Annotated in this window: 30 protein-coding genes; 14 read left to right on the top strand and 16 right to left on the bottom strand. The window is 68.5% G+C overall.

The window, feature by feature from the left end; all coding sequences use genetic code 11:
• Positions 1-128: 128 nt before the first annotated feature.
• The 5 genes from O5M90_RS21475 to O5M90_RS21455 form a co-directional block, all read right to left on the bottom strand.
• The gene (locus O5M90_RS21475) at positions 129-470 is read right to left on the bottom strand and encodes a hypothetical protein (protein WP_269838121.1); all 342 of its coding nucleotides are present in this window, start codon (positions 468-470) and stop codon (positions 129-131) included.
• Between the two features lie 28 nt (positions 471-498).
• Positions 499-1113, bottom strand: a complete 615-nt coding sequence (locus tag O5M90_RS21470) for a response regulator (RefSeq protein WP_269838122.1) — start codon at positions 1111-1113, stop codon at positions 499-501.
• Positions 1114-1194: 81 nt separating this feature from the next.
• Positions 1195-1491, bottom strand: coding sequence for a YciI family protein (locus O5M90_RS21465; protein WP_269838123.1), 297 nt, complete (start codon positions 1489-1491; stop codon positions 1195-1197).
• Positions 1488-1625 carry a hypothetical protein gene (locus O5M90_RS21460; protein WP_269838124.1) on the bottom strand — a complete coding sequence of 46 codons (138 nt, stop codon included), beginning with the start codon at positions 1623-1625 and terminating at the stop codon, positions 1488-1490. Before O5M90_RS21460 ends, O5M90_RS21465 begins: the two co-directional genes overlap by 4 nt.
• Before the next feature lie 14 nt (positions 1626-1639).
• The gene (locus O5M90_RS21455) at positions 1640-2440 is read right to left on the bottom strand and encodes an SDR family oxidoreductase (protein ID WP_269838125.1); all 801 of its coding nucleotides are present in this window, start codon (positions 2438-2440) and stop codon (positions 1640-1642) included.
• A gap of 222 nt (positions 2441-2662) precedes the next feature.
• On the opposite strand from O5M90_RS21455, the gene O5M90_RS21450 reads away from it, so the two are divergent.
• The 6 genes from O5M90_RS21450 (at position 2663) to O5M90_RS21425 (ending at position 7582) form a co-directional block, all read left to right on the top strand.
• Positions 2663-3760, top strand: a complete 1098-nt coding sequence (locus O5M90_RS21450) for a helix-turn-helix domain-containing protein (protein WP_269838126.1) — start codon at positions 2663-2665, stop codon at positions 3758-3760.
• 215 nt (positions 3761-3975) lie between these two features.
• The gene (locus O5M90_RS21445; protein ID WP_269838127.1) at positions 3976-4491 is read left to right on the top strand and encodes a DUF1579 domain-containing protein; all 516 of its coding nucleotides are present in this window, start codon (positions 3976-3978) and stop codon (positions 4489-4491) included.
• Positions 4492-4577: 86 nt separating this feature from the next.
• Positions 4578-5183 (top strand): TetR/AcrR family transcriptional regulator, encoded by a 606-nt coding sequence (locus tag O5M90_RS21440; protein WP_269838128.1) that lies wholly within the window; start codon positions 4578-4580, stop codon positions 5181-5183.
• A gap of 54 nt (positions 5184-5237) precedes the next feature.
• A complete protein-coding gene (locus O5M90_RS21435) occupies positions 5238-5693 on the top strand; it encodes a DUF2147 domain-containing protein (protein WP_269838129.1) in 456 nt (151 codons plus the stop codon).
• A 9-nt stretch (positions 5694-5702) separates the two neighbouring features.
• Complete coding sequence (locus O5M90_RS21430) at positions 5703-6704, top strand: NADP-dependent oxidoreductase (protein WP_269838130.1); 1002 nt, start codon at positions 5703-5705, stop codon at positions 6702-6704.
• 20 nt (positions 6705-6724) lie between these two features.
• Entirely contained in the window at positions 6725-7582 is an 858-nt protein-coding gene (locus tag O5M90_RS21425; RefSeq protein ID WP_269838131.1) for an alpha/beta fold hydrolase, read from the top strand.
• Positions 7583-7623: 41 nt separating this feature from the next.
• Here the strand turns inward: O5M90_RS21425 and O5M90_RS21420 are convergent, their stop codons facing one another.
• Both O5M90_RS21420 and O5M90_RS21415 read right to left on the bottom strand, forming a co-directional pair.
• On the bottom strand, positions 7624-8805 hold the full coding sequence (locus O5M90_RS21420) for an acetylornithine transaminase (protein ID WP_269838132.1): 1182 nt from the start codon (positions 8803-8805) through the stop codon (positions 7624-7626).
• Positions 8802-9479 (bottom strand): DJ-1/PfpI family protein, encoded by a 678-nt coding sequence (locus O5M90_RS21415; RefSeq protein ID WP_332909450.1) that lies wholly within the window; start codon positions 9477-9479, stop codon positions 8802-8804. Before O5M90_RS21415 ends, O5M90_RS21420 begins: the two co-directional genes overlap by 4 nt.
• A 59-nt stretch (positions 9480-9538) precedes the next feature.
• Here O5M90_RS21415 and O5M90_RS21410 point away from each other — a divergent pair, with 59 nt between their 5' ends.
• The gene (locus O5M90_RS21410; protein WP_269838133.1) at positions 9539-10534 is read left to right on the top strand and encodes a GlxA family transcriptional regulator; all 996 of its coding nucleotides are present in this window, start codon (positions 9539-9541) and stop codon (positions 10532-10534) included.
• A 112-nt stretch (positions 10535-10646) separates the two neighbouring features.
• Here the strand turns inward: O5M90_RS21410 and O5M90_RS21405 are convergent, their stop codons facing one another.
• From O5M90_RS21405 to hlyD, 9 genes are all read right to left on the bottom strand, one after another.
• Positions 10647-11033 carry a tautomerase family protein gene (locus O5M90_RS21405; protein WP_269838134.1) on the bottom strand — a complete coding sequence of 129 codons (387 nt, stop codon included), beginning with the start codon at positions 11031-11033 and terminating at the stop codon, positions 10647-10649.
• 258 nt (positions 11034-11291) lie between these two features.
• Positions 11292-12449, bottom strand: a complete 1158-nt coding sequence (gene metC / locus O5M90_RS21400; protein WP_269838135.1) for a cystathionine beta-lyase — start codon at positions 12447-12449, stop codon at positions 11292-11294.
• 14 nt (positions 12450-12463) lie between these two features.
• A complete protein-coding gene (locus O5M90_RS21395) occupies positions 12464-12997 on the bottom strand; it encodes a DUF1203 domain-containing protein (protein WP_269838136.1) in 534 nt (177 codons plus the stop codon).
• A gap of 32 nt (positions 12998-13029) precedes the next feature.
• Positions 13030-13452, bottom strand: coding sequence for an acyl-CoA thioesterase (locus O5M90_RS21390; protein WP_269838137.1), 423 nt, complete (start codon positions 13450-13452; stop codon positions 13030-13032).
• A gap of 37 nt (positions 13453-13489) precedes the next feature.
• On the bottom strand, positions 13490-14908 hold the full coding sequence (locus O5M90_RS21385) for an efflux transporter outer membrane subunit (RefSeq protein ID WP_269838138.1): 1419 nt from the start codon (positions 14906-14908) through the stop codon (positions 13490-13492).
• Entirely contained in the window at positions 14905-16035 is a 1131-nt protein-coding gene (locus O5M90_RS21380) for an ABC transporter permease (protein WP_269838139.1), read from the bottom strand. Before O5M90_RS21380 ends, O5M90_RS21385 begins: the two co-directional genes overlap by 4 nt.
• A complete protein-coding gene (locus O5M90_RS21375; protein ID WP_269838140.1) occupies positions 16035-17147 on the bottom strand; it encodes an ABC transporter permease in 1113 nt (370 codons plus the stop codon). The genes O5M90_RS21380 and O5M90_RS21375 overlap by 1 nt, the downstream gene beginning before the upstream one ends.
• Complete coding sequence (locus tag O5M90_RS21370) at positions 17144-18871, bottom strand: ATP-binding cassette domain-containing protein (RefSeq protein WP_269838141.1); 1728 nt, start codon at positions 18869-18871, stop codon at positions 17144-17146. Before O5M90_RS21370 ends, O5M90_RS21375 begins: the two co-directional genes overlap by 4 nt.
• An 11-nt stretch (positions 18872-18882) precedes the next feature.
• The gene (gene hlyD / locus O5M90_RS21365; protein ID WP_269838142.1) at positions 18883-19869 is read right to left on the bottom strand and encodes a secretion protein HlyD; all 987 of its coding nucleotides are present in this window, start codon (positions 19867-19869) and stop codon (positions 18883-18885) included.
• Between hlyD and O5M90_RS21360 the strand changes: the two genes are divergently transcribed.
• From O5M90_RS21360 to O5M90_RS21330, 7 genes are all read left to right on the top strand, one after another.
• Complete coding sequence (locus O5M90_RS21360) at positions 19868-20065, top strand: hypothetical protein (protein ID WP_269838143.1); 198 nt, start codon at positions 19868-19870, stop codon at positions 20063-20065. The two genes, hlyD and O5M90_RS21360, sit on opposite strands and share 2 nt — an antisense overlap.
• An 81-nt stretch (positions 20066-20146) precedes the next feature.
• The gene (locus tag O5M90_RS21355) at positions 20147-20536 is read left to right on the top strand and encodes a hypothetical protein (protein ID WP_269838144.1); all 390 of its coding nucleotides are present in this window, start codon (positions 20147-20149) and stop codon (positions 20534-20536) included.
• Complete coding sequence (locus O5M90_RS21350) at positions 20533-23481, top strand: ATP-binding protein (RefSeq protein ID WP_269838145.1); 2949 nt, start codon at positions 20533-20535, stop codon at positions 23479-23481. Before O5M90_RS21355 ends, O5M90_RS21350 begins: the two co-directional genes overlap by 4 nt.
• Positions 23482-23492: 11 nt before the next feature.
• Entirely contained in the window at positions 23493-24224 is a 732-nt protein-coding gene (locus tag O5M90_RS21345) for a response regulator (protein WP_269838146.1), read from the top strand.
• 120 nt (positions 24225-24344) lie between these two features.
• Positions 24345-25277: an alpha/beta fold hydrolase gene (locus O5M90_RS21340; RefSeq protein WP_269838147.1), complete on the top strand. Its 933-nt coding sequence runs from the start codon at positions 24345-24347 to the stop codon at positions 25275-25277.
• Positions 25252-25491, top strand: a complete 240-nt coding sequence (locus O5M90_RS21335) for a DUF1272 domain-containing protein (protein WP_269838148.1) — start codon at positions 25252-25254, stop codon at positions 25489-25491. The genes O5M90_RS21340 and O5M90_RS21335 overlap by 26 nt, the downstream gene beginning before the upstream one ends.
• A gap of 28 nt (positions 25492-25519) precedes the next feature.
• Entirely contained in the window at positions 25520-26182 is a 663-nt protein-coding gene (locus O5M90_RS21330) for a nuclear transport factor 2 family protein (RefSeq protein WP_269838149.1), read from the top strand.
• Positions 26183-26263: the final 81 nt, after the last annotated feature.

Genomic DNA, 26263 nt, shown 5'->3' with positions numbered 1-26263 from the left:
CGGTGCGGTGGGGTTCCCCAGCACAGCCACGATGCTAGGGACGCGATGGCGTCGCTCGAATAGGCGCAGGCCATCAGGGGACGTAGGACTTGGTGCCGTGCGGCGCCGCTTGGCCGAGCGTCGGCGTTCTACACCGGCATCGATCTGCGCAACTGGTCCAGGGCGTCCAGGCATTCGCGAAGCATGCTGCCGCGCGCCTGCAAGCCCTTGCCCTCGGTCGCGGTCTTGTCGACCGCCACGCGGGCCAGGGTCTCGAGCACCGCCCGGAAGAGCAGATCCCAGTCCTGCGGCGCGATATCCGCTCGCGCGGGCGTCCCGCCCGAGCTGATCTCGCTCAGGCATTGGCAGGCCGGTGACTCAGCCTGCCCGACGGGGTGCTGCGGCGGCGGCGACGCCGCAGCGGTCGGGGCGCCAGCCGAGCGAGCCCCGCCCCGCGATGCGGGGTGCGCTTCGAGCTCGGTCCTTTTCATCTGCTGGGTCCACGCGGGGATCCTGTGTTCACGTCCGATGCTGCGGCGCGGTGTCGGGGCCGCTGGCCCGTGGTGGCCATCGGCCGGTCTCCCGGGCAAGGCTGGGGTCGGCCGCGTTCGGGCGATAGCCGGGGCAGCAGCGCAGCAGACAGTCCCTGAGCTCTTCATCTGTGCAGGGCTTGTTCAGGCGGCCATCGAGACCGTGCAGCGCCAGCGCATCCGCGTCCACCGACAGGTCGGAGTAGGCGATCACCGGAACCGCGCAGCGCGAGTTGTTGCGCTCAAAGCGGCGGATCGTGGAGGTTGCCGCGAACCCGTCAACGACGGGCATTTGCAAGTCCATCAGGATCAGGTCGAAGCGCTTGGCGCAGGCCAGCATCACGGCCTCAGCCCCATCGGCGGCCAGCCAGGGCACCAGGCCCAGCGCCTCCAGCTGCGCCGAGACCAGCACCAGATTCACCGGGTTGTCATCGACCACCAGCACACGAGCCGAGCCGTAGAAATGCTCGTTGGGCCGCCTGGCCTCAGCAGGCAGATCTCCGGCCGACTGCCACAGATCTCTTGACCAGCCCTGCAACCAGGCCCTGAGAATTCCACGCAGGCCGCGCGAGGCGGGCGAACCCATGGCCGGAACACCGCTCATGAAGGACTCTCCCACTGACAAGTAATGGCTTATCTTGGCAGTCTGGGCGGGCGGCGTATGTGCGCTGCCGCACGCAGCTTGCTATGCGCGCGCCGTCAGGCTGAGCATTGCATGGTGCTCATAGTGGCCAATGCCACTCTTGACCATGGGATCTTCCGATGTGAGCGCGGTGATGTCCTGTTCGTCGGTGATCTGGTACAGCGATACACCGTAGCCGCCATCCGGTTCCATCACCGGGCCATGGGCAACGATCATGCCTCTGGCCAGAAGGTCATTCATGAAGTCACCATGGCGCTTCATCAAATCCCGCTCCTCGGCCGACAGCGTGGCGAGAAAGTCCTGCCGCGGCGGGATGTATTTGCAAAGCCAGTATTTCATTGCCGGCCCTCCTCCATCTGGCTGTGCCCATCCAGTTCCGCAGCGCTGCGATGCCATTCCAACCGCCCTGCCCGCGCGGCAGGATAGGGTTGCCCGGCTTGCAGGCTGAACTGATCGACAGGGGCTTGTGACATGTGACTCTCCTTGCTCAAGCGGTTTGAACGCTTTTGAGAATGGAGCCCTCGAACATCTTGGGGGCGTAGCTCTGCAGGAACAGAATCATCCCGGTCATCTTGCCGACCGGGTTGCTGAACTTCGGCTCCTTGGTTTCGATCAGCTTGACAATGGTGTGGATGACGGCGTCCGGCGCCTGCGCCTCATCCATGCCTTTTTGCGTGGCAGCGTTCACCTGTTTGCGGTAGCCGTTGTAGTCACCAATGCTGCGACCCTTGGCGACGACGGCGTTGCTGCCGAGATTGGTCTTGAACCAGACCGGCTCGACCATGCTGACCTTGATATTGAATGGGTTCAACTCGAAGCGCAGCGACTTGAAGAAGCCCTGGACCGCATGCTTGGAGGCGGTGTAGAAGGACAGATTGGGCGGGCCGATGAGGCCGACGATGGAGCTGACTGTGATGATCTGGCCGCTCTTCTGCGCCCTGAGAAGCGGCAGCAGCGCATTCGTCACTTTGACCGTGCCCCAGAAGTTCGTTTCGAACTGCTGGCGTCCGAGTTCAAGCGGCGTTTCTTCGGCCAGACCGGTGACCATATAGCCGGCGTTGTTCACCAGCACGTCGAGCCGCTGGGTATGGCGAAGCAGCTCCTGCGTGAACGACTTGATGGACTCGTCATCGTCGATATTCAGGCGCAGAAGCTTGAACGGCAGCAGGGCATATTTTTCCGGGGTACGGCTGGTGCCGATCACGTTGTAGCCTTGCTGATGGAGCTGGGTGGCCAGCATCAGGCCAAAGCCGGACGAGGCGCCGGTGATCAAAACAGTCTTTTTCATGGTCAGTGCTTTCAGGGCTGCAGAGTTTTGGTGTCTGCGAGAACTTGCGGTGACCGGGCGAAGGAGCCCGGATTCGAAGGGAACGGGATCAACTGTGCCGACGAAGCGGCGCCACCGCACTCGCCGACCGCGCCAATCCACATGCACAAGGCGCCAAGTGCCGAGCCGAACTTGGCGCGTTCGGCTGATGCGTCGCAGCGGGTCGGCTTGTAGACTGAACCCATGCAAGATGATCAGGTATCTGGCCCAGGCCTAGCGAAGGGCCGCCCCGCCCATGCAGGCACTTTCGCAATCTGGCCCGGCTGGCTGCTGCTGATGCACGATGCCGGCGTGAATGCCGCCAACGTGCTGCGGCGGGCCCAACTGCCAGGAGACCTGTTCGGGCGGACCAGCACACGACTGGATTCCAAGACCTATTTCAAGCTCTGGGCCGCCATCGAGGCGGAGGCCGGACCCGGGCAGGATCCCGTGCCCCTGCAGCTCGCGCGGCGGATGTCGTCCGACTGGTTCGAGCCAGAGCTCTTCGTGGCACTGTGCAGCGACGACATGAATGGCGCCCTGGCCCGGCTGGCCAAGTACAAGCGCCTCGCCGGGCCGATGGCCTTGCACATCGAGCGCAGCGAGCGACGCACGACCGCCACGCTGGAGTTCCTGGACCGCGCACTCCCGCCGCCGCCGGTGTTGATGGCCTTCAAGCTGGTGTTTCTGCTTCAGCTGGCGCGGCTTGCCACCCGCAGCACCATGCACCCGGTGCGGGTGGGCTGGCCGCAGCCCCCGCAGTCTGCGTCCGAGGCGCGCGCCTATGCAGATTACTTCGGTGTCTCGGTCGAAAGGGCATCCATGCCGACGCTGGTGCTCTCGGCCGAAGACGCACAACGCCCCTTCCTGACAGCCAACCACGGCATGTGGTCCTTCTTTGAGCCGGCGCTGCGTCAGCGGCTCGAAGATCTGAACAAGCATTCGACGACCGCGGACCGTGTGCGCAGCGCGCTGCTCGAAGCGCTGCCGGCCGGCGAGCTCTCGATGCAGGCGGTGTGCCGAGAACTGGGCGTCAGCAGCCGCACACTGCAGCGTCGGCTGCAGGAGGAAGGCAGCAGCTTCCAGCAGACGCTGGACAGCCTTCGCAAGGCGCTGGCTCACCACTACCTGCAGAACTCCTTGATGTCGGGCGCGGAGATCGCCTTTCTGCTCGGCTTTGAAGATCCGAACTCTTTCATCCGAGCCTTTCAGGGCTGGACAGGCAGCACGCCGCACGCGGTGCGCTCGGCCTATGCGGTCTCCAAAGGCTCGTCGGACGAAGCTCGGGTTCCGCCCGGCTGAACACCCGCTGCTCCTGCGCTGGCGAGTGCGATCTTTGGCGTCACCGGCAATCGCATCCGCGAGTTGCCGCTGCGCAAAAGCATCGACCGCGTCTGAAGCTGTAGGGCCGACGCCGCTTCCTGGCGGCACCGGGACAGCGATGTTGGCCGTTGACGAGTCCACCCTTCATGGCAGAGTTCGACCGTCGCCAACACCACTGCCTTGAAGGAGGGATCATGGGTCGCAAGGAATTCGAAGCATCGCTGGCTGATGGCGTTCACGCCCGGTTGGTGCGCATGGCGGGGCAGTGGGAGGGCCGCTTCCGCCTCTGGTTCGAGCCCGGCAAGCTGGCGGACGAATCGCTGCAGCGGGGCAGCATCCGCGTGCTCTTGGGCGGCCGCGTGCTGTTGCACGAGTACACCGGCCACTGCGCCGGCGAGCCGATGGAAGGCGTGGCGCTGATCGCCTACCACCTGGACGAGCGCCGCTACGAATCGGCCTGGGCCGAGAGTTTCGGCACCGGCACCGCCCTCATGTTCAGCACCGGCGTCAGCGGCGACCCGCGCCTGTCCATGCTGGGCAGCTACAGCGACGGACAAGGCGGCTCGCGCTGGGGCTGGCGCACGGCCATCGAGCAGCCCGACGATGACACGCTCGACCTGTGCATGTACAACATCACGCCCGAAGGCGACGAGGCGCTGGCCGTCGAAGTGAACTACCGCCGCATGCCGCCCGAGCCGGGTGGCGTCTGAAGGCTTGCGCGGTGCCTTGAAGAAACCCCGCTCGAAGCATCTCCATAGACGTGGAAGGGGACCTGGCCATGCATCCGAAATAATATATGATACTTATCATGCGAAACTCAAGAACCAGCGCAAGAGCGGCGGCGAAAGACGCCACCCACGAACGCATCGTGGCGGTGGCCGCCCGGGCCATCCGTCGCAGTGGCTACGACGGCACCGGCGTCGCGGACATCATGAAGGAGGCCGGCTTGACGCATGGCGCCTTCTACTCCCACTTCGCCTCGCGCGAGGCCATGCTGGCCGAGGCTGCGGCACGGGCTTGTGCCGAGTCCGCGGGTGCTGTGGCCGAAGTGGTGGCCCAGGTGCCGCCCGGATCGGCATTGGCAGCCATGCTCGCGGTCTACCTTTCCAAAGAACACGCCGCCGCTGTGGATGTCGGTTGCCCATTGGCTGCGCTGGGTTCGGAGACCTCCCGTCAGGCGCCGGAGCTGCGCCGCGTGGCGACGCGGCACATCAAGGAGATGGTGGACCTGCTCGCTCGGCAGTCGCCTGACTGGGGATCGCCTGCCGCCCACGAGCGGGCACTGCTCACCATCTCCACCATGGTCGGGGCGCTGATGTTGTCGCGCGCCGTGGATGAGCCTGCCCTGGCCGAGGGCTTGCGTGAAGCAGCGCTCAAGCACCTGGCGCCTGGCGGCCATTGATTTCGTGAGGGCGGGCTTCCCTCCCTTTTTTTGAATAAACACATGATGATCATCATGCGAAATAGCTTCAAACCCGTCCTTTTGATTGCCCTGTCTGCGGCACTCACAGCCCTGCCCGCCCGGGCCGGCGACGCTTCGCCGCTGGGCCTGTGGAAGAACCTGGACGATGTCAGCGGCAAGCCGCGCGCGCTGGTACGTATCACCGAATCGAATGGCACGCTGCAGGGAAAGATCGAGAAGGTCTTCCCGGCGGCCGGCGAAGACCCGAATCCGAAGTGCGACAAATGCGAAGGCGCGCTCAAGAACGCCCCGGTGCTAGGCCTTGTCATCCTGAGCGGCCTGACCAAGGATGGCGATGAATACGCTGGCGGTCAGATCCTCGACCCCGACAACGGCAAGGTCTATCGCAGCAAGCTGCGCCTCATGCAGAACGGCCAGCAGCTCAGCGTGCGTGGCTATATCGGCGTGCCCATGCTGGGCCGCTCACAGACCTGGTTGCGCCAGGAATAAGGAAGCCTGATGAAAGCATTTCTCCTGGAGCGCTACGGCAAGAAGCGCCCGCTGCGATTGACGGAAACACCGGTGCCAGAACTTCGGGATGACGAAGTCCTGGTTGAGGTGCATGCGGCCAGCGTGAACGTGCTGGACGCCAAGATCAGGGACGGCGAGTTCAAGCTCATCCTGCCCTACCGCCTGCCCACGGCCCTGGGCCATGACGTCGCCGGCGTCGTCGTGAAGACGGGGCCGCGTGCCCAACAGTTCAAGGTAGGCGATGAGGTTTACGCACGGGTGGACGACTTCCGCATCGGCACGTTCGCCGAGTTCGTCCCCGTCAAGCAAGCCTCGCTGGCGCCCAAGCCAAAGAACCTCACGATGGTGGAAGCCGCCTCGATCCCGCTGGTGGGCCTGACGGCCTGGCAAGCATTGATTGAGAAAGCCGGGCTGAAGAAGGGGCAGAAGGTCTTCATCCAGGCTGGCTCCGGTGGTGTCGGCAGCTTCGCGATCCAGCTGGCCAAGCATGTGGGCGCCACGGTGGCCACGACCACCAGCTCGGGCAACACATCACTCGTCAAGGGTCTCGGCGCAGACATTGTGGTCGACTACAAGACACAGGACTTCGAGGCTGTCTTGCGCGACTTCGATCTTGTCCTCAACAGCCAGGACGGCAAGACGCTGGAGAAGTCCCTCAAGGTGCTCAAGCGCGGTGGGAAGCTGATCTCCATCTCCGGACCGCCGGATCCGGATTTCGGCGCGGAGATTTCGGCTCGCGGCTTCGTGCGGCTGGTCATGCGCTTGCTGAGCTCCGGCATCCGGCGCAGGGCGCAGCGCCGAGACATTCGTTACTCGTTCCTTTTCATGAAGGCGAACGGGCTCCAGCTGCGTGAGATCACCCGGCTGATCGAGGCGGGAGCCATCCGCCCGGTGATTGATCGGGTGTTCCCCTTCGATGCGACCAACGAGGCCCTGGCCTACGTCGAGTCGGGCCGCGCCAAAGGCAAGGTCGTCATCAAGATCAAGTGATACCGACCATAGACCCAGCCATGACCCCCTCGCTGACCTCGCCGCACACCTGGAAGAACGTGCCGACCCGGACCGTTGCTGCCGGAGGTGTGCAGTTCGCCTACCGAGAGCTCGGTACAGACAATCCCGGCACCGCTTTGGTATGCCTCATCCACCTGGCCGCCGTGCTGGACAACTGGGACCCACGCGTCATCGACGGGCTTGCGGCCAGGCACCGCGTGATCACCTTCGACAACCGCGGCGTCGGCGCATCGAGCGGCGCCCCGGCGGCGTCCATGGAGGAGATGGCCCGGGACGCCATCAGCTTCATCAAGGCCCTGGGCTTGAAGCAGGTCGACCTGTTCGGCTTCTCGATGGGCGGGATGATCGCCCAGGAAATCGTGCAGATGGAGCCCATGCTGGTGCGCAGGATGATCATCACCGGGACCGGCCCGGCCGGCGGCGAAGGCATCAGCAAGGTGGCCCGCGTGACCTACCTCGACATGCTGCGAGGCTGGTTGACCTTCCAGGATCCCAAGCAGTTCCTGTTCTTCACCCGGACACCGGCCGGCATCCGCGCCGGCAAGGAGTTTCTGCTGCGCCTGAAGGAGCGCACCGAAGGCCGCGACCAGAAGATCACCGTGGCCGCGCTGCAGGCCCAGCTGAAAGCGCTGCGGCTGTGGGGCAACAAGGCACCTGCCGACCTGTCAAAGATTCGTCACCCGGTGCTCGTCGCCAACGGCGACAGCGACCGCATGGTGCCGAGCAAGAACACGCACGATCTGGCGCAGCGCTTGCCGAACAGCGAGCTCGTCATCTATCCGGATTCCGGCCATGGTGCGGTGTTTCAATTCCACGCCGACTTTGTGGCCAGGGCGCTGGCGTTCCTGGCGCGCTGAGGGCCTGCGCTGGGCGACGCTGATCGCTGCACGCAGCGCCCTCAGCACAGGACATCACGCAAGGCCTTCCGCAGCAATCCCAGCGCCTCGTCGATCTCTGCGGCGCTGATCGTCAATGCGGGCATGAATCGGAGCAGGTCCGGCCGTGGTGCGTTGAGCAGGAGTCCGACGGGCGCCAGATTTCGGGCGACGGTGGCGACCTGCTCGGCTTGATCGCTGGGCAGCACGAGCGCCCGCAGCAGCCCGGCGCCACGCTCACCTGGGAGCTTGAAGTCGCGCGCTATCTGCTGGAGGCCGCTGCTGAACTGGTGGCTACGCAGACGCACCTGCTCAAGGAAGTCCTCGCGGCACACCTCGTTCAGTACGGCAAGACCCGCGGCGGCCATCAGCGGGTTGCCGCAGTAGGTGCCGCCCTGATCGCCGGGTTCGAAGCAGTTGATGCGCTCCTTGCACAGCAGCGCGGAAAGGGGGACGCCGCCGCCAATGCCCTTGGCCAGGGTCATCAGGTCCGGCTCAATGTCGAACAGCTCGTACGCAAAGGCGTGGCCGCAGCGGCCGATGCCGGTCTGCACTTCATCCGCGATCAGCAGCAGTTGCCGTTCGGTGCACAGCGCCCGAAGTTCACGCACAAAGCCGGGGTCCGCCAGATTCACGCCGGCCTCGCCCTGCACGAACTCGATCATCACGGCGACGGTGTGCTGGCTGATCGCGCGCTCCACCGAGCCGATGTCATTGAACTTGGCCTTGGCGAATCCCGCCGGCATGGGTGCATAGATGCTGTCCCATCCGGGCTTGCCGGAGGCGCTCATCATGGCCAGCGTGCGGCCGTGGAAGCCATGCTCGAATCCAATGATCTGGTAGGCGCCGCCTCGCATCTTGCGGCCCCAGCGCCGTGCCAGCTTGACAGCGCCTTCGTTCGCCTCGGCACCCGAGCTGGCGAGGAAGACGCGATCGAAGCAGCTCAGCGCCACCAGCTTTTCTGCCAGATCCAGCATCGGCCGGTTGTAGAAGGCCGGTCCCGGGTTCACGAGGCGGCGCGCCTGGTCCGCCAGCGCCTGGACGACCACGGCCGGGCTGTGGCCGAGACTGTTCACGGCCCAGCCCTGGACGAGGTCGAGGTAGCGCTTGCCGCGCTCGTCGGTCAGCCAGGACCCATGGCCCTGCCCGAACACGATGTCGGGACGGCTGATGATGGTGATGAGCTCGTTCCCGAGTTCGCTCATGCGGCCTCCGTCCAGTCGAATTCCAGTTGCCGGGCCGTGCGCAAGGCCAGTTCCCGGCTGTGCAGCCGCTCGACCAGGTGCAGACTCATGTCGATGCCCGCAGAGATCCCGGCCGACGTCACGATGGCGCCCGCATCGACCCAGCGCAGGCCTTCCCGCACGCGCAGCCCCGGCCTCAGGGCCTGCAGCGCAGCCACATCCTCCCAATGCGTGGTGGCCTCCAGGCCATCCAGCACGCCGGCGTGAGCCAGCAGCAATGCGCCCGTGCAAACCGAGGCGACGATGCGCGTCGTGCGCGCCTGCGCCGCGATCCAGGCCATCAGCTCGGCCCGGCCGAGCTCGGCGTCGACCACGCCGCCGGGGACGATGGCGCAGTCGAGCGGCGGATGGTCGTGCAGCGTGGCGTCGGGCTGCAGGCGCAGGCCGGCGCGGGCGCGCACGGCGCGGCTGTCATGCGCCAGCGTGGTCACGTTGAAGAGCGGCGCTGTGCCCACAGGCTGGGTCCTGGCATGCACCCGCGATGCGGTCGTGAAGACCTCGTACGGCCCTGCCATGTCCAGCAGCTCCACCTCGTCAAAGATCAGTATGCCTACCTGCATGGCAATGCGGCCCCCTTTGCCGCGCATCGATTCAAGATGCTGCGCAGTTTGCGCAATCCTGCCGCCGACAGCCATGACGCTGTTCCCACTTTTTCTGCCACGCAAGAATGTCCCCGGCGCTGTCAGAATGGGCCATGGCCTGCCGCATCGTCTTCGTGTTGTTCCCTGGTTTCCAGCAGCTGGACCTGGCCGGGCCGATGGCGGTGTTCGAGGTGGCGCGGCTGCAGCGGCCGGGCAGCTATGTCTGGCGCCTGGCGGCCAGCATGGCCGGCTCCGTGAACAGCTCGGCAGGCGTGGCCTGGCCGGTGCAATCGCTGCCGCGCACATGCAGCGATGTCGACCTGGTGATGGTGATTGGCGGCGACGGCATCGATGCCGCCTGTCGCGATCCGCAGTTGGTGCGGTGGTTGCAACGTGCCAGTCAAACGGGCGCGCGCATCACCAGCATCTGCAGCGGCAGCCTGCTGCTCGCCGCTGCGGGCCTGCTCGACCATCGCACGGCCACCACGCACTGGTCCCGCAGCCGGCAGTTCGCCACCGAGTTCCCTGCGGTCGGCCTGCAGCCGGATCGGATTTTCGTCAGAGAGCCTGCCACCCGTAGCGGCTCGGTTCGTCTCCCCGAGCTGTGGACCAGCGCCGGCATGACGGCGGGGATCGACCTGTGCCTGGCGCTGGTCGCGCATGATTGCGGTGAGGAGGTGGCGCTCGAGGCGGCGCGCCAGCTGGTGGTGGAGCGGCGGCGCCCGGGCGGGCAGTCGCAGTTCTCGCCTCTGCTGGACCTGCAGCGCCCCGAGGGGCGGTTCGGCGAACTGCTCGAACACATCAGGCGCAACCTGCGGCTCGACCATCGCGTGGAAGCGCTGGCAGCGCGTGCCTGCATGAGCCCTCGCCACTTTGCGCGCTGTTTTCATGCGGAGACCGGGGCGACGCCGGCGCACGTGGTCGAGCGGCTGCGCGTGGAGGCGGCGCGTGCCGCACTGGAGGGCGGTCTGCCGTCGGTGCAGCGCATTGCCGAGGATTGCGGCTTCGGAAGCACGGAGCGCATGAGGCGATCATTCCAGCGCTTGCTGGGGCGGCCTCCCGCGGCGTTTCGCAAGGCTCGAACGGCGCGAGAAGAGATCACGCGCTGACAGTGCGTGGATCGTTGTCTTGGCACTTGAAGTCGTCAACAGCTATCGCCCGGGCGCGAAGCGCAGGCATCCGGATCCCATGACGCTCGCAGCCGAGGGGTTCCCAGTTCCCTCAAGCCTTGAGACCTTGCATGTCGGACATCGCCTGCCCGCCCCTGATCGCAATGTTCTCTGGCGGCAGCTCATGGATCTGAATGAGGCTACAGTTTCTCGGAATGCCGACGGATTCGAGGTTCTCGACGACCGACAGGTAGAACAGACGTTTGGCCTCGATGCTGCGGCTGGCGTGGCCGATCACGGTGATGTTCGTGTAGCGTGTGGCGTCATCGCGGTCAGGAGGGCACAAGAACCTGTGTGCCGGGTGTTCCATCAGAACAATGTTGGTGTCAGTTGGATCAACCCCGAATGCTTTCACGAGTGCATCCTGCACCGCCTGCATGATCATTGTCTCCTGTGCCGGCTCATAAGGACGACGGACGTGAATGTAGACATTGGGCATCGCAATACTCCGTGCTCTGGTTTGAGACAGCGACGCTATTCCTGGATGGGGTCCAGGAAGCGTCCTTGATAGGTCTTGAATGGCGGCTGCGCGAAGCCAAGGTTCGCGGAGACCGCAACAGGATCCGTCGGCACCTGCTCGCGGTACCGTCGGTGTGCCGCTGCATCGGGGCAGGAGAACAAGGCAACCGCTGCTTCGGTCAGCCCCTCGCGGCCAAGCGATGCAAAGCTCAGCGCGGCCCCGGGTGGCGCAAGAGCTTCAGGGCCTCATGCGTGACAACGCGCAAGCGAGGTCGTTGCACAGGTCATCCGCACTCTCGAGGCCGATGTGAAGGCGTACCAACCGGGGGGAATCGGCTGGGCCAGCAAGCGCTCGCAGATGATGGGGAACCGCTGGCATCACCAGGCTCTCGAAGCCGCCCCAACTGGTACCGAGCCCGAACAATGCGAGCCCGTCGATGAACCGCGCGAACGCGTCTTCGTGGCAAGGCTGCATCTCGATCGTGAAGGGCCCGGCCGCACCAGAGAACTGGGCCTTCCAGAACCCGTGCCCAGGGTCCGAGCTGAGCGCAGGGAACATGACGCGCTGAACCGAGTCCTGACCCTGAAGCCAGCACGCAACCACCATGGCCGAGCGCTGATGCCGCTCCAAGCGAACCGCCAGCGTCCTCAAGCCCCGCAACGCCAGCCAGCAGGCATCTGGAGATGCATGTGTTCCGTTGCGATCACAGTGGCTCCGGACGACGGCCAGTGCGCGCTCGGCCCCAGTCATCAAGCCCAGCATCACGTCCGAGTGGCCATTAATGAACTTGGTTGCGGCATGGATCGAGATGTCGATGCCAAGTGCATGCGCATCGAAGTAGATCGGTGTTCCCCAGGTGGAGTCACAGGCAACGGGCACATGGCTCGCGTGGGCGGCCACGCAGATCGCTCGAACATCAAGCATCTCCATCGTGAGAGAGGCTGGGGTTTCGATGAAAACCAGAGATGTGTTTTTCCGGACAAGCGGGGCGATGTCCGCGTCCTGGGCGAAGTACTCGACTTCCGTCCCCGATGCCGCCAGCTCCCTGTCGCAGAAAACCCTTGTCGGCCCATAGACACCATTGCTCACGAGGATGTGCTTGCCAGCACCGCCGTGCGCGCCCAGGACGGCGGTGATGGCAGAGAGCCCGGAGCCGGTGGCAATGCAGCTTTCGGTGCCAGCGAGCGTCGCCATGGCCCGCTGAAGCTCGAAGGTCGTGGCAGTCCCGGACCGTCCATAGCGAGGCGCGTTGAAGACTTGGCCCTGTTGGGCCTGCTTGTAGGCCTGCAGGCTAGGGAACAGTGTGGTGGAGGTTCGAACCAATGGAGGGCTGACAGAGTTTGCCGCGCTCGAGGTCTCGCGGCCGAGATGAATCAGTTGCGTGTCGATGTGCATGGCTTGCTCTCTTCTCAAGAAGGGGTGGCTTCTGTGCGGATGACCCTTGCCGCGAAGCAGCCCCGCTTCGCAAAGTGCAGATGCAGGTAGTGCACGTCCGGTTCGTTCAGCATCGCGGAGATGATCGGCACCGCGGCGCTACCTTCGCAGACCCGGGCATCCAGCATGCGATCTGCCTTGTCGTAGGCCCTGATGGACAACAGTCGCGACGCAAGGACTGGCGGGAGGAAGTTGAGGTAACGCCCTTGCGATCCGGCCTCCTCGGATATGAAGATCGGGCCGGCCGAGGCATAAGGAGATTTCGCGTCGAGGTGATGGTAGTTGATCAACAGCACCCGAGTTCCCGCTGCAGGCGCGCTGAGTGAGATTCGGCAGGGAACGTCGTCATCCGCGATGTGGGTGTCGATGTCTCGTGACGCAAGCTCTTGAGCCGTCATCTTGAAGAGCGGCGCAAACGGCTCGGGTGACAGCCCAAGCACGACAAAACCCCCGGGAGTTTTGTCTGCTGCGCCGTGCGGCGCCGGTACGGAATCGTAGGCTTCAATCATCGGTTTTTCTCGGCTCGAGACAGTGCGGATGTTCAGTCTTTTCCCAGCAGCGGCTTCACCGCCTCAAGGATCTGAGAGGAGAAGGCGCAGGCCTTTCGCTTCACGGTGTCGAGATGCACGCCTGTCAGGGTCATGCGGGCCGCAATCTCGCCGGTGTCGTCGTTGCTCATCTCATGCTGCAGCACCACGACCTTGTCGCGGATCTCACTGACGGTGGTGCGGATGCTCAGCACCGCCCCCGCATGCACCTCGCGCAGGTACTGGATGTGCTGCTCGACGGCGGCCATGCCGCGGCCGGAATCGCGCAGATAGGACGGGGTCAGACCGATCTGGTGGAAGGCGTTCCAGGTCGCCTCGTCGAACTTGCCGACGTACCACATGACGTTCATGTGACCGATGTGATCGCAATGCCAGGGGTAGACGGCGCCGCGGTAGCTCAGCAGGGCTTGTGTCATCGGCATCTCCTTGTGTGTTGTCAAATGAGTTGATCGGTCAGCCCGCCGCCCAGCCACCACCCAGTGACTTGTAAAGCGCGACAAGGCTGGCAACGGCGGCGCTGCTGGCCTGCTGCAGCCGCAGCTGCGCGTCGGCCATCTCCGCCCGAGCCTCGGTCCATTCCAGCTCCGAAGCGTCGCCCAGAGAAACGCGCAGACGCACGGCCGCCGCCGCCTGCTCCACCGCCTGCAGGGCCTGGCGCTGCGCGGCCAGCGCCTGCAGGCCATGCTGGTACTGCACCAGGCTGCGCTCGGCATCGCCCAGCGCCGCCAGCACCGCCTGCTCGTACTGCAACGCCGCGGCCAGCTGGCGCGCCTCGGCCGCGTGGATCTCGGCCCGGATGCGCCCGCCGTCGAACAGGCGCCAGGAAACGAGCGGCAGGACGGACGCGCGGCGGCTGTCCGCCTCGGCCAGGTCGCCAAGCGCCAGCGCGCGCAGCCCGCCGCCGAGGCCCAGGCTCAGCTTGGGGAACAGCTCGGCCGTGGCGATGCCGATCTGCGCCGTCGCGGCGGCAAGGCGCTGCTCGGCCGCGATCACGTCGGGGCGGCGGCGCAGCAGGTCGGCGCGCTGGCCCAGCGGGATAGGCGCGAGCTGCGGCTCGGCCGTCGCCGGGCTTGCCGCCAGGCCCAGCTCGGATTCCGGCAGGCCGCCGGCCAGCTGGCCCAGCGCCAGCACGGCGCCTTCGATGCGCGCGTCCAGCGCCGGCAAGGCGGCGCGGGCCAGCGCCACGCGGGCTTCGGCCCGGTCCCGCTCGCTGGCCGCCGCCTCGCCGGCGCGCTGGCGCAGGCCCACCAGGTCCAGCGCGCGCTCGGCGGCCGCAACCTGTTCCTGCCGTGCTGAGCGTTCGCGCTGCGCGCCACGCAGCTCCTGATAGAGGCGCACCACCTCGGCCGCGACGCCGATGCGCAGCAGCACCCGATCGCTCTCGCTGGCCGCCAGGTTGGCCGCCGCCGCCTCGCGCTGGCGCTGCAGCGAACCGAACAGGTCGAGCTCCCAGCTGGCATCGACACCGAGATCGGCCACCGTCTGGCTGGCCGCGCGCTGCGGGTTGAACTCGGGGCTGTTGCGGCTCAGCCGGCGCCGCTCGATGCCGGCACGGCCCGTAACGGCGGGCCGGCCGGCCGCGTCGGCGCGGGCCAGCGCGGCGCGCGCCGCGGCGATATTGGCCGCCGCGGTGGCGAGGTCGTGGTTGCGCAGCAGGGCCTGCTCGATCAGCCGGTCCTGCTCGGTGTCGCCGAACACAGTCCACCAGCGCGCCAGCAGCGCCGCGTCGAGCGCGGCGTCCGCCGGGCGGCTCCAGCCCTCGCCGGTGGCGACGGCGGGTCGCCGGTGCTCGGGGCCGACGGCGGCGCAGCCGCCCAGCAGCAGGGCCACGGCCAGCGCCGTGGGGAGAAGGATTGCGGGGGATGTTTTCATTGCAGCTTGCTCCTAACGAACAGGGTGGCCAGGCCCAGGGTGACGGCGGCGATGCAGGCCATCGGCCAGGCGTTGGCGAACAGCTCGGCGCTCGGCATGGCCTTCAGGAAGCTGCCGCGCAGGATGATCAGGAAATGCTTCAGCGGCAGCGCCTCGGCCGCCCATTGCAGGGCCTGGGGCATGTTTTCGACCGGCGTCGCGAAGCCCGACATCAGCACCGCCGGCACGCCGACCGCGAAGGTGCCGAGGATGGCCTGCTGCTGGGTCGAGCAGACCGAGGAGATCATCAGCCCGGTGCCCACCATCGAGAGGATGAACAGCAGCAGGCACAGGAACAGCAGGCCCAGCGAGCCGGTGAAGGGGATACGGAAGCCCCAGACCGCGGCGCCCACCATCACAGAGGCCAGCCCGGTGCCGACCAGGAAGGCCGGCACCATCTTGGCGACGATGATCTCCATCGGCGTGCAGGGCGAGACCAGCAGCTGATCGAAGGTGCCCAGCTCGCGCTCGCGGGCGATCGACAGCGAGGTCACCAGCAGGGTGATGAAGGTCACCAGGATGCCGACCAGGCTGGGCACGATGAACCACTGGTAGATCAGGTTGGGGTTGAAGGCATGGCGCAGCGCCGCCGGCTCTGCCGGCGCCTGGCCCGTCAGCGTGGCGCCGGCGCGCGCGGCGATCGTCTGCAGATAGCCCAGCGCCACCTGGGTCGAGTTGGCGCGGCGCCCGTCCAGCAGCACCTGGGCCGTGGCCGGGCGGCCGGCGGCCTGGTCGCGCGAGAAGTTCTCCGGGATGAGCAGCGCGGCGACGACCTGCTGGCGGTCGATCAGCGCGGCGATCTGCGCCTCGCTGCGCGCCGGGTGGAGGCGGCGCACCAGCTGCGAGGCCGCCAGCTGCTGCACCAGCTCCTGGCCGGCGCGGCCGGCGTCGCGGTTGTAGACGGCGACGTCAATCTGCTTGACCTCCAGCGTCGCGGCGAAGGCGAAGATCAGCAGCTGCATCAGCGGCGGGACGATCAGCACCATGCGGCTCTTGGGGTCGCGCAGCACGCACAGCAGCTCCTTCAGGATCTGCGCGCGCAGCCGCACCAGCGTGGCTCCCAGCGGGTTCGTCGAGGCGGTGGACATCAAGACACCTCCAGGCTCTTGCGCGTCTTGGCGCGGGCGATGGCGAAGAAGACCGCGCCGATCGCCGCCATCGCCGCCAGCTGCCTGAGCAGCAGCGGCCAGACGTCGCCGGCGAGGAAGAGGGTCTGCAGCGCCGCATTGAAGTAGCGCGCCGGCACGATATGGGTCAGCCACTGGATTGCCACCGGCATCGAGGCGATCTCGAACAGGAAGCCCGACAGCAGCATCGCCGGCAGAAAGCCGGTCAGCAGCGCCACCTGGGCGGCGACGAACTGGTTCTTGGTGATGGCCGAGATCAGCAGGCCCTGGCCCAGCGCCGGGATCAGGAACACCGCGGCGCTCAGCAGCAGCGCCGCCCAGGAGCCGCGCAGCGGCACGCCGAACAGGCCCACCGCCAGGCCGGCGCCGATCAGCGTGGCCAGCAGGCCCAGGCCGAAATAGGGCAGCAGCTTGCCGAGCAGGATCTCGACCACGCTGGCCGGCGTGGCCAGCAGGCCCTCCATCGTGCCGCGCTCCCACTCGCGCGCCACCACCAGCGCGGTCAGCAGGGTGCCTATCATCGTCATCACGATCGCCAGCGCGCCGGGCACCAGGGCGCGGCGGCTCTCCAGCTCGGCGTTGAACCAGAAGCGCGGCAGCAGCGTGATGCCGCCGGCTGTCGCCGTGCCGCGGCCGGCCAGCCAGGCGGCGACGACGCCCTGCGCATAGTTGCCGACGAAGCCGGCCGTGTTGGGCTGCGAGCCGTCGGTGATCACCTGCACCAGCGGCTCGCGGGCGCCGGCGGCCAGGCGGCGCTCCAGATCCGCCGGGATCACGACATAGCCGCGGATGCGGCCGCCGACCAGCTCGGCCTGCAGCTCGCGCCGGTCGCGCGCCGGATGCACGGCGAAATAGCGGCTGCCGCCGAAGGCCGCGGCCAGCTCCTGCGCGGGCTGCGTGTCGCTCTCCAGCGCCACGCCCACCGGCATGCGCCGGATGTCCAGCGACACCGCGTAGGCGAACAGGAACAGCAGCACCACCGGCAGCACGAAGGCCACCAGCAGGGTCGAGGGATCGCGCAGCACCTGCAGGCTCTCCTTGGCGACCAGGGCAACGAGGCGGGTTGGATTCATGCCGTGGCCTCCTGTTCGTCGAAGCGGCGGATCAGCCCGATGAAGGCCTCCTCCATCGTCGGCTCGTGGCTGGCGTCGCGGGCCACGCGGCGCTTCAGCGCGTCCGGCGTGTCCAGCGCGATCAGCTGCGAGCGGTACATCAGCGCGACGCGGTCGCAGTACTCGGCCTCGTCCATGAAATGCGTGGTCACCAGCACCGTGACGCCCTTGCGCACCAGGCCGTTGATGTGGGTCCAGAACTCGCGCCGCGTGATCGGGTCCACGCCCGAGGTCGGCTCGTCCAGGAACAGCACCGGCGGGCGATGCATCAGCGCGCAGGCCAGCGCCAGGCGCTGCTTGTAGCCCAGCGAGAGCGAGTCCGGCGCCGCGTCCAGGCAGCGCTGCAGCTCGAAGGCCTCGACCATCTCGGCGATGCGGGCCTGCTTCAGCGCGCCCGCCAGGCCGTAGACGCCGGCCGCGAAGTCCAGGTTCTGGCGCACCGACAGCAGGCCGTAGAGCGAGAACTTCTGCGCCATATAGCCGAGCCGGTTCTTGGCCGCGCTGGCCGCGTGGGCCAGATCCAGGCCGACAACGCGGGCGCTGCCGGCGCTGGGCGCGAGCAGGCCGCACAGCATCTTGAAGGTGGTCGACTTGCCGGCCCCGTTGGGGCCCAGCAGGCCGAAGATCTCGCCCTGGCGCACCTCGAAGCTGACCTTGTCGGTGGCCGTGAAGTCGCCGAAGCAGCGGGTCAGGTCTTGACAGGACACGGTGACTTCGCTGTCCAGCCGCACCGGCGCCATGCGCTCGGCGATCGCCGAGCTGCCGCCAGGGCCGCCGCCCAGCAGGTCGACGAAAGCGTCCTCGAAGCGCGGTGCCGCCGGGCGCAGCTGCGGCGCATCGTCCAGCGCGGCGCGGCCTGCGGCGTCGCGCAGCACCAGGCGCAGCGCGCGGCCGTGGATCACGCCGTCGCTGACCGAGGGTCGGTCCAGCAGCTCGGCCAGCAGCTGGCGATGGTCTCGCCCCGGCGGCGGGTCGAGCAGGAAGCAGCGCGAAGCCAGCTGCGCGGTCAGCGCGCCGGGCGGGCCGTCGAAGGCCAGCCGGCCCTCGTTGAGCAGCAGCACCTGCTCGCATTGCTCGGCCTCGTCCAGGTAGGCGGTGGACCAGACCACGGCCATGCCCTCGCCGGTCAGCTCGGCCACCATGCGCCAGAGGTCCTGGCGGCTGACCGGGTCGACGCCGACGCCCGGCTCGTCCAGCAGCAGCACCTGGGGCCGCGCCATCAGCGCACAGGCCAGGCCCAGCTTCTGCTTCATCCCGCCGGAGAGCTTGCCGGCCAGGCGCGCGGTGAAGGGCCCCAACCGGGTGAACTCCAGCAGCTGCTCGAAGACGCGCGGCGTCTCGGCCCGCGGCAGCGCGCGCAGCCGCGCATAGAGCCGCAGATTCTCCAGCACCGACAGGTCCTCGTAGAGGCCGAAGCGCTGCGGCATGTAGCCGGTCAGCCGGGCGATCTCGCCCTGCTCGCGCACCGTGTCGCGGCCCAGCACCGTGATGCGGCCCGCGTCCGGGCGCAGCAGGCCGGCCATCAGGCGCATCAGCGTGGTCTTGCCGGCGCCGTCGGGGCCGACCAGGCCGGTCAGCCGGCCGGGCCGGATCGCGGCGCTGAGCCCCTGCAGCGCGGTCGCGCCGGGGAAGCGCTTGACCACGCCCTCGATCAGCACGCTGGCGGGAATATCCGGGTCTTGCATGGCCGTCCCCTTCAACGCGCCGCCAGCTCGACGGTCACCGGCATGCCCTGGCGCAGCGCCCGTGCCGCGCCGGGCACGGCAATGCGCACGCGGTAGACCAGCTCGGTGCGCAGCTCGGTGGTCTCGACCGACTTGGGCGTGAACTCGGCCTTCGGCGAGATGAAGCCCACCGTGCCCTTGAAACGCTCGCGGCTGCCGTCGGTCGTCACGGTGACGGCGCTGCCGGGCTGCAGGCCGCTGAGCTGGGTCTGGCTCACATAGGCGCGCACATAGACCGGGTCCTGCAGCGACAGCGTGTAGACCGGCGCACCGACGGCCGCCATCGCGCCGGCCTCGCGCACGCGGGCCGCGATCAGGCCGTCGGCGGGCGCGTTCAGGCGGGTGTCGGCCAGCGCGGTCTCGGCCTGGGCCAGCTGAGCCTCGGCCTGCGCCAGGCGCGCCTCGGCCGCCTGGATGTCCTCGCGGCGCGCCCCCTCCTGGCGCAGCGACAGCGCCTGGCGTGCCGCCGCGAGCTGGGCGCGGGTCTGGTCGCGGGCGCTGCGCGCGGCCTCGACGGCGCGCTCGCTGGCGGCGCCGCCGCCCTGCAGCGCGGCCTGGCGCGCATGGTGACGCTCGGCCTCCTGGGCCGCGGCCTCGGCCTGGCGCACCGCCTCCTGGGCCTGCGCGATCTCCTGGCTGCGGTTGCCGCGGCGCAGCTTGTCCAGCTCGGCCTGGGCCAGCGCGCGGTTGGCCTGCCCGGCCTTGAGCGCGTCGCGGTAGGTCTGGGCGTCCAGCTCGGCCAGCAGCTGGCCCTGGCGCACCGCGCTGCCCTCATCGACGTGCAGCCTGGCGACGCGGCCCGGCTGGCGGAAGGCCAGTTCGACCTCGCGGATGTCCACATTGCCGTAGAGCCGCGTCGGCGCGGCCGTGGCGGTGTCACGGCCCCACCAGGCGTAGGCTGCGGCCGCGCCGAGCACGACGACAAGCAGGGCGAGGGGGCGGGCGACGTTCCTTTTCATGAGCATGTCCTTTGCCGACGGGGAAGACCTGGGTGGCGCGGTGTCGGCGCCGCGGCGCTGGGATGGATTGCAAGCGCCGGCGGCAAAGCGTCCGTTACAGCCGGCGGCCGCGATGTTTCCGATGAAACCCGGAGCCGCCATGGCCACCGCCCCGACATCGGCGGGTTATCCCGGGGATGGCGACGGTTTCAAATGAAACGGGGCCGCCGCGGCGGGAAACCTGCGGCGGCGGCCGGACCGCGAGACTGGCGCCATCAAGCTCCTGAACCTCCATCCCGTGTCCCAACAAGCCGCCCCCGTCCCGCACGCCGAGCGTCGCGCCCTGCTGATCGATGTCGGGCACGACACCGCGGCGCTGCTCGCGCTCTGGCTGGGCGCGGGCGGCTTTCGCGTGCTGGCGGGTGCGGAGGCGGAGTCCGAGGTGGGCGCGCCGCCGGCGCTGGTGTTCGCCGAATCGGCCTACCCGCGGCGCGGCGAGGAACGGCGGCTGGCGCAGATCCGCCGGCGCTGGCCCGGGGCGCCGGTCATCCTGCTGTCGCCGACGCTGTTCCCCAATGTGCCGGCGCGCGGCGAGGTGGCGCGCATGCTGGGCGTCGCGGCCGCGCTGGCGACACCGTTGACGCAGGCGCGCCTGATGCAGACCATTGCGGAGGTGCTCGGCTCATGAACCAGAACTCCACGCCCCCTCCCGCGTCCGGCTATCTCGCCCAGCTGTCGGTGCGCCAGCTCGCCTGGGGCGGCGGGCTGGTGATCGCTGCCCTGGCCGGCCAGGCCGGCTACGAGATCTGGACCGGCCGCGACGCGGCGGTGCGCTGGACCGAGCGCGAGCTGTCGGCGCAGGCGCGCGTGATCGCCGAGCAGACGGCGCGCAGCATCCAGGCCATCGACGTCACGCTGAAGAACGTCGCCGACCGGGTGGCGCTGGGCGGCGAGGTGGGCGAGCAGCCGCTGCAGGAGATGGTGCGGCAGAAGGCCCAGGGCCTGGTGCAGACCGAGGGCCTGGTGCTGTTCGACGCCAGCGGCCAGCTGCGCGCCACCTCGTTGCTGCCGCTGGACCAGACGCGGCAGATCAATGTCGCCGACAAGCCGCCGTTCAGCACCCTGCGCGCGATGCGCGGCGACGCGCTGCTGATCGACCAGGTGCGCCGCAGCCCCGGCCACGGCCGCTGGGTGGTGCCGATCGGCCGGCGCATCGAGGACGCCCAGGGGCGCTTCCTGGGCGTCGTCGGCGCGCAGGCGCGGGTCGACTATTTCCAGACCTTCTACAGCGAGGGCTTCGGCGCGCAGAACACCCGCGTCGCGCTGATCCACCGCCAGGGCTGGCTGCTGGCGCGCCACCCGCCGGTGCCGGACAGCCTGGGCAAGCGCCTGGACGTGGTGGATACGCTGCTGCCGCCGGACTCTGCCATCGATGCGGCCTTCGTGCGCCTGCCCAGCCCGGTCGACGGGGCCGACCATTTCGCCGCGGTGCGCAAGGTGCCCGACTACCCGCTGATCATCGCGGTCTCCAAGGACTACGCCGCCGCGATGGCACCCTGGCGGGAGAGCGCCAAGGCCACCGCCGCGCGCACGCTGGCGCTGTGCCTGCTGGCCAGCGGGCTGCTGTGGGCGGCGCTGCGCCAGCTGGCGCGCACCCAGCGGGCGCAGCGCGAGCTGCTGGCCTCGCAGCAGCGCTATGCGCTGGCGGCGGCCGGCTCGGACATGGGGCTGTGGGACTGGGACCTGAGCGGTGGCACTGCCTTCATGTCGCGCCGCGCGCGCCAGCTGCTGGCGCTGCCGCTGGAGCCCGAGCTGGAGCCGCTGGCGCAGCTGCGCGCGGCGCTGGTCATCCATCCGCTCGATCGCGCCGAGGTGCTGAGCCGGCTCGACGCGCATCTGCAGGGACTCAGCCCCTTCTTCGAGATCGAGTACCGGGTGCCCGCGGGCGGCGACAGCTACCGCTGGGTGCGGGCGCGCGCGGTCTGCACCCATGATGCGGACGGCCATCCCTGCCGGCTGGCCGGCTCGGTGGTCGACATCGACCAGCGCAAGCGCGCCGAGGAGGCGCTGCGCCAGAGCGAGGAGCGCTATGCGCTGGCGATGGCCGGCTCGCTGGGCGGGCATTGGGTTTGGGACATCGAGTCGGATGAGCTGTTCGTCTCGGACCGTTTCAACGAGCTGTTCGGCCTGCCGGCCGACAACCCCATCGGCACGCGCACGGCCTTCTTCGAGGCGGCCCGGCTCAGCGCGGCGGACATTGCCAAGGTGCGCGGCCTGAGCCAGGAGCTGATCGCCGGCACGCGCGAGCGCGCCGACTACGAGCTGTGCATCGCCGGCCCGGCGGGCGAGCGCTGGATCCAGATGCGGGCGCAGCGCTTCGACGGCGCCGACGGCGAGGGCGCGCGCATCGCCGGCGTCAGCATCGACATCACCGAGCGCAAGCAGGCGGAACTGGAGCGCGCGCGCCTCGAGGAGCAGCTGCGCCAGGCGCAGAAGCTCGAGGCGATCGGCACCCTGGCGGGCGGCATCGCGCACGACTTCAACAACATCCTGGCCGGCATCCTCGGCTTCGGCGAGATGGCGCAGAAGGCCGCCGAACCGGGCAGCGCGCTGCGCCGCCACATCGACGCGGCGCTGGCCGCCGGACTGCGCGCGCGCTCGCTGGTCGAGCGCATCCTGGCTTTCAGCCGCAGCGGTGTCGGGCAGCGCGTGCCGGTGCATGTGCAGTCGGTGGTGCGGGAGGCGCTGGACGCGCTGGCGCCGGCCCTGCCGGCCGGCATCCGGCTGCAGCGTCGGCTGGAGGCGGGCGATGCCGGCGTGCTGGGCGACCCGACGCAGATCCATCAGGTGGTGATGAACCTGTGCATGAACGCGGCGCAGGCGATGAAGTCGGCGGGCCAGATCAACGTGGCGCTGGACCTCACCGGGTTCGAGCGGCCGCATCCGGCCGGCACCGCCCACCTGCCGCCCGGCCGCTACCTGCGCCTGGCCGTCAGCGACCAGGGCGTGGGCATGCCGCAGGAACTGCTGTCTCGCATCTTCGATCCCTTCTTCACGACCAAGGAGGTCGGCGTCGGTACCGGGCTCGGGCTGTCGATGGTGCATGGCATCGTCGGCGACCTGGGCGGCGGTATCGAGGTGCGCAGCGAGCCGGGTCAGGGCAGCTGCTTCACCGTTCTGTTGCCGCTGCTGAGTGACTGTGCTCCAAGGCCGGCGCCGCAGCAGGCAGCCGTCGAATCAGGGCGTGGCGAATGTGTGCTCATCGTCGATGATGAGGAAGCGCTGGTCGCCTGGGCCGAGGAGACGCTGGCCGACCTGGGCTATGAGCCGACAGGTTGCACCTCGCCGCAGGAGGCGCTGGCGCTGGTGCGCGAGGCCCCGGCGCGCTTCGATCTGTTGTTGAGCGACGAGGCCATGCCGGGCCTCAAGGGATCGCAGCTGGCGGCGCAGATGCGCATGATGGCGCCGCAACTGAAAGTGGTGCTGATGAGCGGGTTCGTCACGCCGGCCTTGCAGGAGAGTGCCCGCCAACTGGGCGATGTGCCGGTGCTGAACAAGCCCTTGATGGCAGCCGAGCTGGCTGCAGCGCTGGCGCAGGTGCTGCGCGACACGCGGCCGGCGATTCATGGCTAGGAAGGAAGCCCATGCTGGAAGGTAAACCCCTGATCGCGGCCGTTGATGATGACCCCACCGTTCGGGATCTGCTGACTCAGTACCTCAGCGACAACGAGCTGCGCGTGCGCGCCGTCGCCAGCGGCGGCGAGCTGTTCGCGCTGCTGGACCAGGACACCGTGGACCTGGTGGTGCTGGACGTGCGCCTGCCGGGCGAAGACGGGCTGCAGATCGCGCGACGTCTGCGCGAGCGTTCGGCCACCATTCCGATCCTGATGCTGACCGGCCGCGCCGAGGAGGCCGACCGCGTGATGGGCCTGGAGCTGGGTGCCGACGACTACCTGACCAAGCCCTTCTCGCCGCGCGAGCTGCTGGCGCGCATCCGCGCGCTGCTGCGGCGCGCGCAGGCGATCGTCAACATCGCGGACCTGACCAGCCGCGTGCGCGGCTACCGCTTCGACGGCTGGGAGCTGAACATCGGGCTGCGCCGCCTGAAGAACCCGCAGGGCGAGCCGGTCGAGATCACCAACGGCGAGTTCAGCCTGCTGGTGGCCTTCCTGGCCTCGCCGCGGCGCGTGCTCAACCGCGACCAGCTGCTCGACCTCTCTCGCCTGCACAACGCCGAGGTCTACGGCCGCTCGATCGACATCCAGATCCTGCGGCTGCGTCGCAAGATCGAGGCCGACCCACGCCGCCCCGGCTTCATCGTGACGCAGCGCGGCGAGGGCTATATGTTCGACGCCGAGGTCAGCGCGATCCGCTGAGATCGCGCCATCCGGTTTCAGTTGGAACCGGCGGGCGCCGGATCGAAACCCGGCGCCGGGCCTGCTCTGGCGAAATGTCACCGGGGCGCCGCATCGTGCGGCGCCGATCGAGGTGACAGCATGACAAGCACATTGCACGAGGCGAACGACGACCGCGCGACGGCGCCGCTGACGCTGAGCGACGGCCGGATCCTCGGCTATCGCGTCTACGGCGATCCGCAGGGCGCGCCGGTCTATTTTTTCCACGGCCTGCCGGGCAGCCACGAGCAGGCGGCGCTGGTGACGGAGCAGGCCGCGCGGGCCGGCGTGGCCCTGGTGGCCTTCGACCGGCCGGGTTTCGGCGATTCGAGCCCCCTGCCCGGGGCCGGCTTCGCAGCGATCGTCAATGACACGGCCGAGCTGGCCGCCCATCTGGGCCATGGCCGCTTCGCAGCGCTGGGTGTTTCCTGCGGTGGACCCTATGCGCTGGCCTGCGCCCGCCTGCTGGGCCGGCGCGTCACCGGCGTCGGCCTGCTGGCCGGCATCGCTCCGATGGACCGGCCCGAGCTCCGGCGCGGGCAGCTGCCGCCGCTGCGCCTGATGTTCGGGCTGGCGCGCCGGCATGCCTGGCTGATCAACCCGCTGCTGGCGCTGGACCGGTTGATGTTCCGCTCGCCCGAGCGCGCCGTGCGCGCGCTGGCCGGCCTGCTGACGGCACCGGACCGCGCGCTGCTGGAACGCGACACGCAGGTGCGGCAGCGCTTCGGCCACAGCCTGGCGCGCGCCTATGCGCAGGGCATCGCCGGCGCGCGCGAGGAGGCGCGGCGCATCGCCGGCCTGGGCAGCGATTCGCTCGCCGACATCCATGTGCCGGTGCAGATCTACCAGAGCGGGCAGGACCGCAACGTGCCGCCGGCGATGGGCGCGTACATGGCGGCCCACCTGCCGACGGCGCGGCTGCACCCGCGGCCGGCCGAGGGCCACCTGTCCATCGTCGTTCACTGTTTCGAGGACTGCATCCGCCGTCTTCTTCCCACCCAGGTGCCCCATGCTGCAGATGCGCCCCAACTGTGAGTGCTGCGACGCCGACCTGCCCGCCACCAGCGGCCGGGCGCTGATCTGCAGCTTCGAATGCACCTTCTGCGCCGCCTGCGCGCTGCAGCGGCTGGACGACCAATGCCCGAACTGCGGCGGCGACCTGGTGCGGCGCCCGCGCCGTGTCGGTACCGCGCTGCAACGCCATCCGGCCTCGACCGAGCGCATCGTCAAACCCGCGGGCTGTGCATGACCCTGCCCGCTCTCGAGCATGACAAGCCATGATGAACCAACCTGACACCGACTACCTTCGCCTGCAGGTCAGCGAGCTGATCGACCGCGAGCAGATCCGCGACCTGCTGCACCGCTACTGCCGCGCTGTGGACCGCGGCGACGCGGCCCTGATGAAATCCTGCTACCACGAGGACGGCACCGACGACCACGGCTTCTTTGTCGGCCGCGGCTGGGATTTCGCCGACTATGTGCTGCCCATCCTGGCCCAGCTGGAGCGCAGCATCCATTCGCTGAGCAACCCCATCATCAGCGTGCGCGGCAACAAGGCCCATGTGGAGACCCAATGGTCGGTGATCCACCGCCTCAAGCGCTGGGGCAAGTTCACCGACATGTGGCACCAAGGCCGCTATCTCGACGAGCTGGAGCGCCGCGACGGCCAGTGGCGCATCCTCAAGCGCGTCACGGTGCTCGACGCCGAACGCTGGATCGACACCGCCGATATGCAGCGACTGGTGCCGGCCGCGCATCCGAACCGCGTGCTGATGGGCCAGCGCGGGACAGGCGATCCGGTCTACCAGCTGCACGATCTGCGCCGCTTCGACCGGCCGGCCTTCGCGCTGCCACGGCTGTGGGAGCCGCTGCGACAGGTGCTGGCCCTGCCCATGCTGCTGATCCACCTGCTGGGTTCGCTGGTACAGCGGCGTGGCTGAGGCAGACTCGAGCGGCGCTGTCGCCTGGCCTTGCTGGCGCTGCGGCGGCTGAGCGGTTCGCCGCGCGCGGCTTCTCTTCCG

This window comes from Paucibacter sp. M5-1 (assembly GCF_027498415.2).
Classification (GTDB): Bacteria; Pseudomonadota; Gammaproteobacteria; order Burkholderiales; family Burkholderiaceae_C; genus Roseateles_E.
Note: the sequence above shows the minus strand (reverse complement) of the source record. Positions and strands in the feature narration are given on the sequence as shown.

Excerpts from the sequence above, each read along its gene's own strand:
- O5M90_RS21475 (WP_269838121.1), bottom strand. The coding sequence starts at position 470 with ATGAAAAGGACCGAGCTCGAAGCGCACCCCGCATCGCGGGGCGGGGCT.
- O5M90_RS21470 (WP_269838122.1), bottom strand. The coding sequence starts at position 1,113 with ATGAGCGGTGTTCCGGCCATGGGTTCGCCCGCCTCGCGCGGCCTGCGT.
- O5M90_RS21465 (WP_269838123.1), bottom strand. The coding sequence starts at position 1,491 with ATGAAATACTGGCTTTGCAAATACATCCCGCCGCGGCAGGACTTTCTC.
- O5M90_RS21460 (WP_269838124.1), bottom strand. The coding sequence starts at position 1,625 with ATGTCACAAGCCCCTGTCGATCAGTTCAGCCTGCAAGCCGGGCAACCC.
- O5M90_RS21455 (WP_269838125.1), bottom strand. The coding sequence starts at position 2,440 with ATGAAAAAGACTGTTTTGATCACCGGCGCCTCGTCCGGCTTTGGCCTG.
- O5M90_RS21450 (WP_269838126.1), top strand. The coding sequence starts at position 2,663 with ATGCAAGATGATCAGGTATCTGGCCCAGGCCTAGCGAAGGGCCGCCCC.
- O5M90_RS21445 (WP_269838127.1), top strand. The coding sequence starts at position 3,976 with ATGGGTCGCAAGGAATTCGAAGCATCGCTGGCTGATGGCGTTCACGCC.
- O5M90_RS21440 (WP_269838128.1), top strand. The coding sequence starts at position 4,578 with ATGATACTTATCATGCGAAACTCAAGAACCAGCGCAAGAGCGGCGGCG.
- O5M90_RS21435 (WP_269838129.1), top strand. The coding sequence starts at position 5,238 with ATGCGAAATAGCTTCAAACCCGTCCTTTTGATTGCCCTGTCTGCGGCA.
- O5M90_RS21430 (WP_269838130.1), top strand. The coding sequence starts at position 5,703 with ATGAAAGCATTTCTCCTGGAGCGCTACGGCAAGAAGCGCCCGCTGCGA.
- O5M90_RS21425 (WP_269838131.1), top strand. The coding sequence starts at position 6,725 with ATGACCCCCTCGCTGACCTCGCCGCACACCTGGAAGAACGTGCCGACC.
- O5M90_RS21420 (WP_269838132.1), bottom strand. The coding sequence starts at position 8,805 with ATGAGCGAACTCGGGAACGAGCTCATCACCATCATCAGCCGTCCCGAC.
- O5M90_RS21415 (WP_332909450.1), bottom strand. The coding sequence starts at position 9,479 with ATGGCTGTCGGCGGCAGGATTGCGCAAACTGCGCAGCATCTTGAATCG.
- O5M90_RS21410 (WP_269838133.1), top strand. The coding sequence starts at position 9,539 with ATGGCCTGCCGCATCGTCTTCGTGTTGTTCCCTGGTTTCCAGCAGCTG.
- O5M90_RS21405 (WP_269838134.1), bottom strand. The coding sequence starts at position 11,033 with ATGCCCAATGTCTACATTCACGTCCGTCGTCCTTATGAGCCGGCACAG.
- metC (WP_269838135.1), bottom strand. The coding sequence starts at position 12,449 with ATGCACATCGACACGCAACTGATTCATCTCGGCCGCGAGACCTCGAGC.
- O5M90_RS21395 (WP_269838136.1), bottom strand. The coding sequence starts at position 12,997 with ATGATTGAAGCCTACGATTCCGTACCGGCGCCGCACGGCGCAGCAGAC.
- O5M90_RS21390 (WP_269838137.1), bottom strand. The coding sequence starts at position 13,452 with ATGACACAAGCCCTGCTGAGCTACCGCGGCGCCGTCTACCCCTGGCAT.
- O5M90_RS21385 (WP_269838138.1), bottom strand. The coding sequence starts at position 14,908 with ATGAAAACATCCCCCGCAATCCTTCTCCCCACGGCGCTGGCCGTGGCC.
- O5M90_RS21380 (WP_269838139.1), bottom strand. The coding sequence starts at position 16,035 with ATGTCCACCGCCTCGACGAACCCGCTGGGAGCCACGCTGGTGCGGCTG.
- O5M90_RS21375 (WP_269838140.1), bottom strand. The coding sequence starts at position 17,147 with ATGAATCCAACCCGCCTCGTTGCCCTGGTCGCCAAGGAGAGCCTGCAG.
- O5M90_RS21370 (WP_269838141.1), bottom strand. The coding sequence starts at position 18,871 with ATGCAAGACCCGGATATTCCCGCCAGCGTGCTGATCGAGGGCGTGGTC.
- O5M90_RS21360 (WP_269838143.1), top strand. The coding sequence starts at position 19,868 with ATGAGCATGTCCTTTGCCGACGGGGAAGACCTGGGTGGCGCGGTGTCG.
- hlyD (WP_269838142.1), bottom strand. The coding sequence starts at position 19,869 with ATGAAAAGGAACGTCGCCCGCCCCCTCGCCCTGCTTGTCGTCGTGCTC.
- O5M90_RS21350 (WP_269838145.1), top strand. The coding sequence starts at position 20,533 with ATGAACCAGAACTCCACGCCCCCTCCCGCGTCCGGCTATCTCGCCCAG.
- O5M90_RS21345 (WP_269838146.1), top strand. The coding sequence starts at position 23,493 with ATGCTGGAAGGTAAACCCCTGATCGCGGCCGTTGATGATGACCCCACC.
- O5M90_RS21340 (WP_269838147.1), top strand. The coding sequence starts at position 24,345 with ATGACAAGCACATTGCACGAGGCGAACGACGACCGCGCGACGGCGCCG.
- O5M90_RS21335 (WP_269838148.1), top strand. The coding sequence starts at position 25,252 with ATGCTGCAGATGCGCCCCAACTGTGAGTGCTGCGACGCCGACCTGCCC.
- O5M90_RS21330 (WP_269838149.1), top strand. The coding sequence starts at position 25,520 with ATGATGAACCAACCTGACACCGACTACCTTCGCCTGCAGGTCAGCGAG.